Here is a 7,165-nt window from a genome sequence, read left to right as displayed (position 1 = left end):
GAGAAGCAGGACGGCACGGGCAACATCTCGTACGACCCGGCCAACCACGACTTCATGGTCCGCACCCGGCAGGCCAAGATCGACGGCATCACCGTCCCCGACCTGCACGTCGACGACCCGGACCACGCCCGCACCCTCGTCCTCGGCTGGGGCTCCACCTACGGCCCGATCACGGCGGCGGTACGCCGGCTGCGCAAGGACAGCGTGCCCATCGCGCAGGCACATCTGACCCACCTCAATCCCTTCCCCGCCAACCTCGGGGACGTGCTGAAGTCGTACGACAAGGTCGTGGTGCCGGAGATGAACCTCGGCCAGCTCGCCACCCTGATCCGCGCCAAGTACCTGATCGACGCGCACAGTTACAACCAGGTCAACGGGATGCCGTTCAAGGCCGAACAGCTCGCCACGGCCCTCAAGGAGGCCATCGATGTCTGAGATCACCAACGAGCTGCTGACGCTGGTACCCAAGGCCGAAGCCAAGCAGTCGATGAAGGACTTCAAGTCGGACCAGGAAGTGCGCTGGTGCCCCGGCTGCGGCGACTACGCCGTCCTGGCCGCAGTCCAGGGCTTCATGCCCGAACTCGGCCTGGCGAAAGAGAACATCGTCTTCGTCTCCGGCATCGGCTGCTCCTCCCGCTTCCCGTACTACATGAACACCTACGGGATGCACTCCATCCACGGCCGCGCCCCCGCCATCGCCACCGGCCTCGCCACCTCACGCCGCGACCTCTCCGTCTGGGTCGTCACCGGTGACGGCGACGCCCTGTCCATCGGCGGCAACCACCTCATCCACGCACTGCGCCGCAATGTGAATCTGAAGATCCTGCTCTTCAACAACCGGATCTACGGCCTCACCAAAGGCCAGTACTCGCCGACCTCCGAGCTGGGGAAGATCACCAAGTCCACCCCGATGGGCTCCCTCGACTCCCCCTTCAACCCGGTGTCCCTGGCCATCGGCGCCGAAGCGTCCTTCGTCGCGCGCACCGTCGACTCCGACCGCAAACACCTCACCCAGGTACTGCGCGAAGCAGCCGAACACCCCGGCACCGCACTGGTGGAGATCTACCAGAACTGCAACATCTTCAACGACGGCGCCTTCGAGGTCCTCAAGGACAAGGACCAGGCACAGGAAGCCGTCATCCGCCTCGAACACGGGCAGCCCATCCGCTTCGGCGCCCCGCTGGAGAACGGCCTGGGCAGCAAGGGCGTCGTGCGCGACCCGGCCACCGGCGACCTGGAGGTCGTCGCCGTGACGCCCGAGAACGAGTCCCGGATCCTGACCCACGACGCGCACTCCGCCTCGCCGACCAACGCCTTCGCGCTGTCGCGGCTCGCCGACCCCGACACCCTGCACCACACCCCCATCGGGGTCTTCCGCAGCGTCGACCGACCCGTCTACGACACCCTCATGTCCGACCAACTCGACACCGCCGTCGAACAGCACGGCAAGGGCGACCTCGCGGGCATGCTGGCGGGCAACGACACCTGGACCGTCGCGGGCTGACGCCCAGGCATATAGACGCACTCACGCGCGTACACGCGCTCAGGCACGCACACGCGGGGCCCGGATCTCCTCGGCGGAGGTCCGGGCCTCGTCGTACTCCTCGCGTGCCGCCAGCACGGCGGCCACCCGGCTCTCGGTCCAGCGGGCCAGCGCCCAGACCTGCTCGGCCGCCTCGCGGCCCAGTTCGGTCAGCGAGTAGTCGACGCGCGGCGGGATGACGGGCTTGGCGTCGCGGTGCACGAATCCGTCCCGCTCCAGCGTCTGGAGCGTCTGCGCCAGCATCTTCTCGCTGACCCCGCCGATCATCCGCCGCAGCTCGCTGAAGCGGTACGAGCGCTCCAGCAGCGCGGCCAGGACGAGGACGCCCCAGCGACTGGTCACATGTTCCAGGATCAGCCGGGATTCGCACATCGGCTCGTTGACGTCCGGCTTCGCGAGACCCGGGAACACCTCACTTACTGACATGTCTGTACCTTACTTCAAGGTGGGTACTTACTTTTGGTTAGCGTGCACCGTAGGGTGGTGACCGAGCAACACGAACCAGACAAATTTGGAGATATGGCATGGGCATCGTCGTCACAGGAGCCACCGGTCACCTCGGCAAGCTGGTCATCGCCTCCCTGCTGGACTCCGGGGTGCCGGCCGCCGGAATCGCGGCCGTGGCCCGCAGCAAGGAGAAGGCCGCCGAGTTCGAGGCGCGCGGCGTCGAGGTGCGGATCGCGGACTACAACGAGCCGCAGACGCTGGCCGGGGCGTTCCGGCAGGGCGACCGGGTCGTGCTGATCTCCGGGAGCGAGGTCGGCCAGCGTGTGCCGCAGCACACCGCGGTCATCGAGGCGGCCAAGGCGGCGGGGGTGGCGCAGCTCGCGTACACCGGTGCGCTGGGCGGCCCCGACGCGGACTTCGCGCTGGCCGACGAGCACAAGGCCACCGAGCAGCTCATCCTCGACTCGGGAGTGCCGTACACGTTCCTGCGCAACGGCTGGTACACCGAGGTCTACACGGAGAACCTGGCTCCGGTGCTGGCGTCGGGGGCCGTCGTGACCAACGCGGGCGAGGGCCGGGTGGCCTCGGCGGCCCGCGCCGACTACGCGGCGGCCGTCGCCGCCGTACTGACCGGCGAGGGCCATCTGAACACGGCGTACGAGCTGAGCGGCGACACGGCGTGGTCCTTCGACGAGTACGCGGCCGAGCTGTCCCGGCAGACCGGCTCGACCATCGTCCACCGGTCCGTCAGCGAGGCCGAGCACACCGCCATCTACGTCGGGATCGGGCTGCCCCAGCCGTTCGCCGAGATCCTGGCCGACGTCGACACCGCGATCAGCCGCGGCCTCATCGCGGGCACGAGCGGCGACCTGGCGCGGCTGATCGGCCGGCCGACGACCCCGCTGGCCACGTCGATCGCCGCGGCGCTCGCGTCCTGACCTTCCCGCCCCCTTGTCATGACCGTATGGCGATACGGGCATGACAGCCCGGCCCGCGCCGCACTACCTTTCGTCCGGAGGCTCCATCTGGACGGCGGGGGCGGCGGCGCGGGAAAGGGAAAACCGGTGAAGGCAGAGGGTGAACAGCGGGCCGGACTGCTGTACGGAATCGCCGCGTACGGAATGTGGGGCCTCGTCCCGCTCTTCTGGCCGCTGCTCAAGCCCACCGGGGCGCTGGAGATCCTCGCCCACCGGATGGTCTGGTCGCTCGCCTTCGTCGGCGTCGCGCTGCTGGCGCTGCGCCGCTGGGGCTGGATCAAGGACCTGGTCCGGCAGCCGGCCAAGCTCGGGCTGCTGGTCGTCGCTGCGGCCGTGATCACCGTCAACTGGGGCGTCTACATCTGGGCGGTCAACGCCGACCATGTCGTCGAGGCGTCCCTGGGCTACTTCATCAACCCGCTGGTCACGATCACGATGGGCGTCCTGCTGCTGAAGGAGCGGCTGCGGCCCGCGCAGTGGACGGCGGTCCTGATCGGCTTCGTCGCCGTGCTCGTGCTGGCGATCGGATACGGGCAGCCGCCGTGGATCTCGCTGGTGCTGGCCTTCTCGTTCGGCACGTACGGGCTGGTCAAGAAGAAGATCAACCTCGGCGGTATCGAATCGCTCGCCGCCGAGACCGCGATCCAGTTCCTGCCCGCCCTCGGCTATCTGCTCTGGCTCGGCGCCTCCGGCGACGGGACGTTCACCACCCACGGCCCCGGGCATGCCGCGCTTCTCGCCTCGACCGGCATCGTCACCGCCGTACCGCTCGTCTGCTTCGGCGCCGCCGCGATCCGGGTGCCGCTGTCGGTGCTCGGCCTGCTCCAGTACCTGGCGCCGGTCTTCCAGCTCATCCTGGGGGTCACGTACTTCCACGAGGAGATGCCGCCCGAGCGCCTGGCGGGCTTCGCGCTGGTGTGGGTGGCGCTGACCGTACTGACCTGGGACGCGCTGCGGACGGCGCACCGCACGAAGGCGCGGGCGCGGCGGCTGGCGGCGGAGTTGGACAGCCGCCAGGACCCGCCGTCCGCCGCCGCACCCGCACCCGCTCCTGCGCCCGAGCCCCGGCCGACCGCCGACCTGCCGGCCGCCGACCGGCCGGCCGCCGACCGGCCGGCCGAGGCTCCCCGTCTCCCCCAGGCGCCCTGACCCGCCGTTACCGCACCGGCTCTGCGCTGCGCGCCACCGGCAGCGCGTCAGGCGTCCGGCCGGACTCCCTGCCGCCGCGCCGGCCGAGCAGCCCCGCCAGCGTGATCAGCGCGCCCAGCACCACCATCACGAGCGGCACCGCAAGCGCCGTACGGAACGCGTCCATCCGCGCCTCCGTCGACCCGTCCGTACCGCTGACGGCGATGCCGTACACGGCGGCGACGGCGGAGATGCCGACCGCCGAGCCGAACTGGATCGCGGTGTTCAGCAGCCCGCCCGCCAGGCCCTGTTCCTCCGCCGCCACCCCGTCCGTCGCCGCGATGGTGAGCGGCCCGTACGCCAGCGCGAACGCGACGCCGGTCAGGATCAGGGTCGGGAACATCGCCGCGTACGTCCAGTCGAGGCCGACCGGCAGGAACAGCCCGTACCCGACGGTCCCCAGCAGGAAGCCGCCGAGTATCACCCGGGCGTTGCCGAAGCGGTTCACCAGACGCGGCGTCAGGGTGGGCGCGAGCACCGCGTCGCAGCCCATGACCACCAGGGCGAGCGCGGTCTCCAGGGACGACCAGCCGCGCAGTTCCTGGAGGTAGAGCGTGACGACGAACTGGAAGCCGAAGAACGAGCCGACGAAGAGCAGCGCCCCGAGATCGGCCCGGACCATCGCCGCCCTGCGGAGGATCCCTAGCCGTACGAGCGGGGCGGCGGCCCGGCGCTCGATCACGACGAAGAGTCCGAGCAGCAGCAGCCCCGCCGCGAAGACACCGGCCGTACGGAGCCAGTCGTCCGTGCCGTGCTCCAGCCGGATGATCCCGTACGCCAGCAGCAGCATCGCCCCGGCCGCCGCGGTGGCGCCGGGCAGATCGAAGGCGCGCTTCCCGGTCTCTTCCGCGGTCGGCGCCGCTGGCTCCTGCCGGGGCAGTACGCGGGAGGCCGCGACGAGCAGGGCGCCCGCGAGCAGTACCGGGGCGAAGAAGACCCAGCGCCAGCCGAGTTCGGTCAGCAGCCCGCCGATGACGAGGCCGAGCGAGAACCCGCCGGCGCCCGTGCCCGCGAAGACCAGCAGGGCCTTGTTGCGCTGCGGTCCCTCCGGGTAGGAGGTGGTGATGATCGACAGCGCCGCCGGGGTCATGAAGGCGGCGGCGACACCGGTCGCGATACGGGCGACGACCAGCATCCACCCCTCGCCCGCGAAGCCGCCGAGGCCCGAGAAGAGCAGGAAGACCGTCAGCGCGGCGAGGAACGTCCTGCGCCGGCCGAGCAGATCGGCGGTACGGCCGCCGAGCAGCGTGAATCCCGCGTAGCCGAGCACGTAACCGCTCATCACCCAGGCGGTCGTGTCGGTCGACAGGACCAGATCGGATCTGATCGAGGGGATCGCCACGGCCAGCATCGCGATGTCGATGCCCTCCAGGAAGATCGTCCCGCAGAGGACGAGTAACAGCGCCCAGGCGCGTGCGGACATGGCGGGCGGCGCTGCGGACACGGACGGCATGGCGGTCTCCTCGCAAGGCGGTTACCGGACCGACTGTCGGTTCCTTCTTGTAACCACTGGAATCCTGCGGCACCATGACGTGTCATGGAAGAAGGCACTTTGAAGTCACCGAGTAACTGCGCGGGCACCGCCCAGTCCGACGGCTACGGAGACACCGATCCCTTCCAGTGGGACGCCCGGGAGGACTGCGAGGTACGGCAGATCCTGGACCGGGTGGCCGACAAGTGGTCGCTGCTGGTCATCGCGCTGCTGGAGCACCGGAGGCTGCGCTTCACCGAGCTGCGCAGGGAGATCGACGGCATCAGCCAGCGCATGCTGACCGTCACCCTGCGCCAGTTGGAGCGCGACGGCCTGGTCGAGCGGACGGTCCATCCGGTGGTGCCGCCGCGGGTGGAGTACGAGCTGACGGCGCTCGGCGGGACGCTGCACACGACCATCCGCGCGCTGGTGAGCTGGACCGAGGAGCACCAGACGGAGATCGCGACGGCGCGGGCCGCCTACGACGCGCGGGCGGCCGAGGCAGCGGCCGAAGCCGCCTCCTCGGCGCGCCCCGCGAGTCACTGAGCGGGCCGGTACCGCCCCGCTCCTGACCAGCCCCGACTACGCCGACGGGGTCTCGAAGTAGTGCCCCTTGTCCAGATCGGCGAGGAAGCCGGGCTGGGTCGGCTGCCAGCCGAGCAGTTCACGGGTCAGCTCGCTCGACGCCGGGCTGTCGAGCCCGACGAAGCCGGCCATCCAGCCGAAGTGCCCGGCCGCGTCCGCGGGGGAGACCGAGACCACCGGCAGCTCCAGGTGGCGGCCGATGACCTCGGCCATGTCGCGCATCGACACCCCCTCGTCGGCGAGCCCGTGCAGCACGGACCCCGCGGGCGCCTTCTCCAGCGCCAGCCGGAAGAGGTGCGCGGCGTCGAGCCTGTGCACGGCGGTCCAGCGGCTGGCTCCGTCGCCGATGTAGCCGGCGGCGCCCTTGTCGCGCGCGATGCCGATCAGGCCCGGGACGAACCCGTTGTCGCCCTCGCCGTGCACCGTCGGGGACAGCCGTACGACGGACGAGCGGACGCCGCGCGTGGCGAGGCCCAGCGTGAGCTTCGCGTTGACCGCACGGCCCGACGTCGGGTTCGCGTCGATGACGGGCTCGTCCCGCTCCGTCGCCAGCCGCCCGGGAGCGAGGCCCAGGAGCCCGCCGGCGATGACGAACGGCTTGTCGGAGCCGGCCAGCGCGTCGCCGAACGTCTCGATGGCGGCGCGGTCGGCGTCCGTCGCGCCCTTGAAGTCGCCGGTGAAGGCGATGTCGTGCTTGAACGCGAGGTGGATCACGCCGTCGGAGGCGGCGGCCGCTTCGCGCAGGACGTCGAGGTCGTCGATGGTGCCGCGGCGCACCTCGGCGCCGGCGGCGGCGAGCGCGTCGGCCGAGGCGTCCGAGCGGGCGAGCCCGACGACCTGATGGCCGGCGCCGATGAGTTCGGGTACGACGGCCGAGCCGATCCAGCCGGACGCGCCGGTGACGAAAACACGCATGGGAAACCTCCAGTGAGCGGGGCCGTCCTGCCGTGGGAA

General features: G+C 70.7%; 7 protein-coding genes and 1 pseudogene. 5 read left to right on the top strand and 3 right to left on the bottom strand.

Going from position 1 to position 7,165, the window contains the following annotated elements; genetic code table 11:
- A pseudogene (locus tag ACZ63I_RS32600) lies at positions 1-435 on the top strand (2-oxoacid:acceptor oxidoreductase subunit alpha); the annotation flags it as partial.
- Entirely contained in the window at positions 428-1,504 is a 1,077-nt protein-coding gene (locus ACZ63I_RS32595; RefSeq protein ID WP_469342929.1) for a 2-oxoacid:ferredoxin oxidoreductase subunit beta, read from the top strand. The pseudogene ACZ63I_RS32600 and the gene ACZ63I_RS32595, both read left to right, overlap by 8 nt.
- Positions 1,505-1,543: 39 nt before the next feature.
- Here ACZ63I_RS32595 and ACZ63I_RS32590 read toward each other — a convergent pair whose 3' ends face one another.
- Positions 1,544-1,969, bottom strand: coding sequence for a winged helix-turn-helix transcriptional regulator (locus tag ACZ63I_RS32590; RefSeq protein ID WP_469342928.1), 426 nt, complete (start codon positions 1,967-1,969; stop codon positions 1,544-1,546).
- 98 nt (positions 1,970-2,067) lie between these two features.
- Between ACZ63I_RS32590 and ACZ63I_RS32585 the strand changes: the two genes are divergently transcribed.
- A complete protein-coding gene (locus ACZ63I_RS32585; protein WP_469342927.1) occupies positions 2,068-2,928 on the top strand; it encodes an SDR family oxidoreductase in 861 nt (286 codons plus the stop codon).
- 126 nt (positions 2,929-3,054) lie between these two features.
- Positions 3,055-4,116 carry an EamA family transporter RarD gene (gene rarD, locus ACZ63I_RS32580; RefSeq protein ID WP_469342925.1) on the top strand — a complete coding sequence of 354 codons (1,062 nt, stop codon included), beginning with the start codon at positions 3,055-3,057 and terminating at the stop codon, positions 4,114-4,116.
- Between the two features lie 7 nt (positions 4,117-4,123).
- On the opposite strand, the gene ACZ63I_RS32575 is transcribed toward rarD, so the two are convergent.
- Entirely contained in the window at positions 4,124-5,578 is a 1,455-nt protein-coding gene (locus tag ACZ63I_RS32575; RefSeq protein WP_469342943.1) for an MFS transporter, read from the bottom strand.
- A gap of 114 nt (positions 5,579-5,692) precedes the next feature.
- Between ACZ63I_RS32575 and ACZ63I_RS32570 the strand changes: the two genes are divergently transcribed.
- Entirely contained in the window at positions 5,693-6,172 is a 480-nt protein-coding gene (locus ACZ63I_RS32570; protein ID WP_469342924.1) for a winged helix-turn-helix transcriptional regulator, read from the top strand.
- A gap of 36 nt (positions 6,173-6,208) precedes the next feature.
- Here ACZ63I_RS32570 and ACZ63I_RS32565 read toward each other — a convergent pair whose 3' ends face one another.
- The gene (locus ACZ63I_RS32565) at positions 6,209-7,126 is read right to left on the bottom strand and encodes an SDR family oxidoreductase (RefSeq protein WP_469342923.1); all 918 of its coding nucleotides are present in this window, start codon (positions 7,124-7,126) and stop codon (positions 6,209-6,211) included.
- Positions 7,127-7,165 lie beyond the last annotated feature (39 nt).

It is taken from the genome of Streptomyces sp. NPDC087906, from assembly GCF_055584925.1.
The sequence above is the reverse complement of the archived record's forward strand: the minus strand, read 5'-3'. Positions and strand labels throughout refer to the sequence as shown.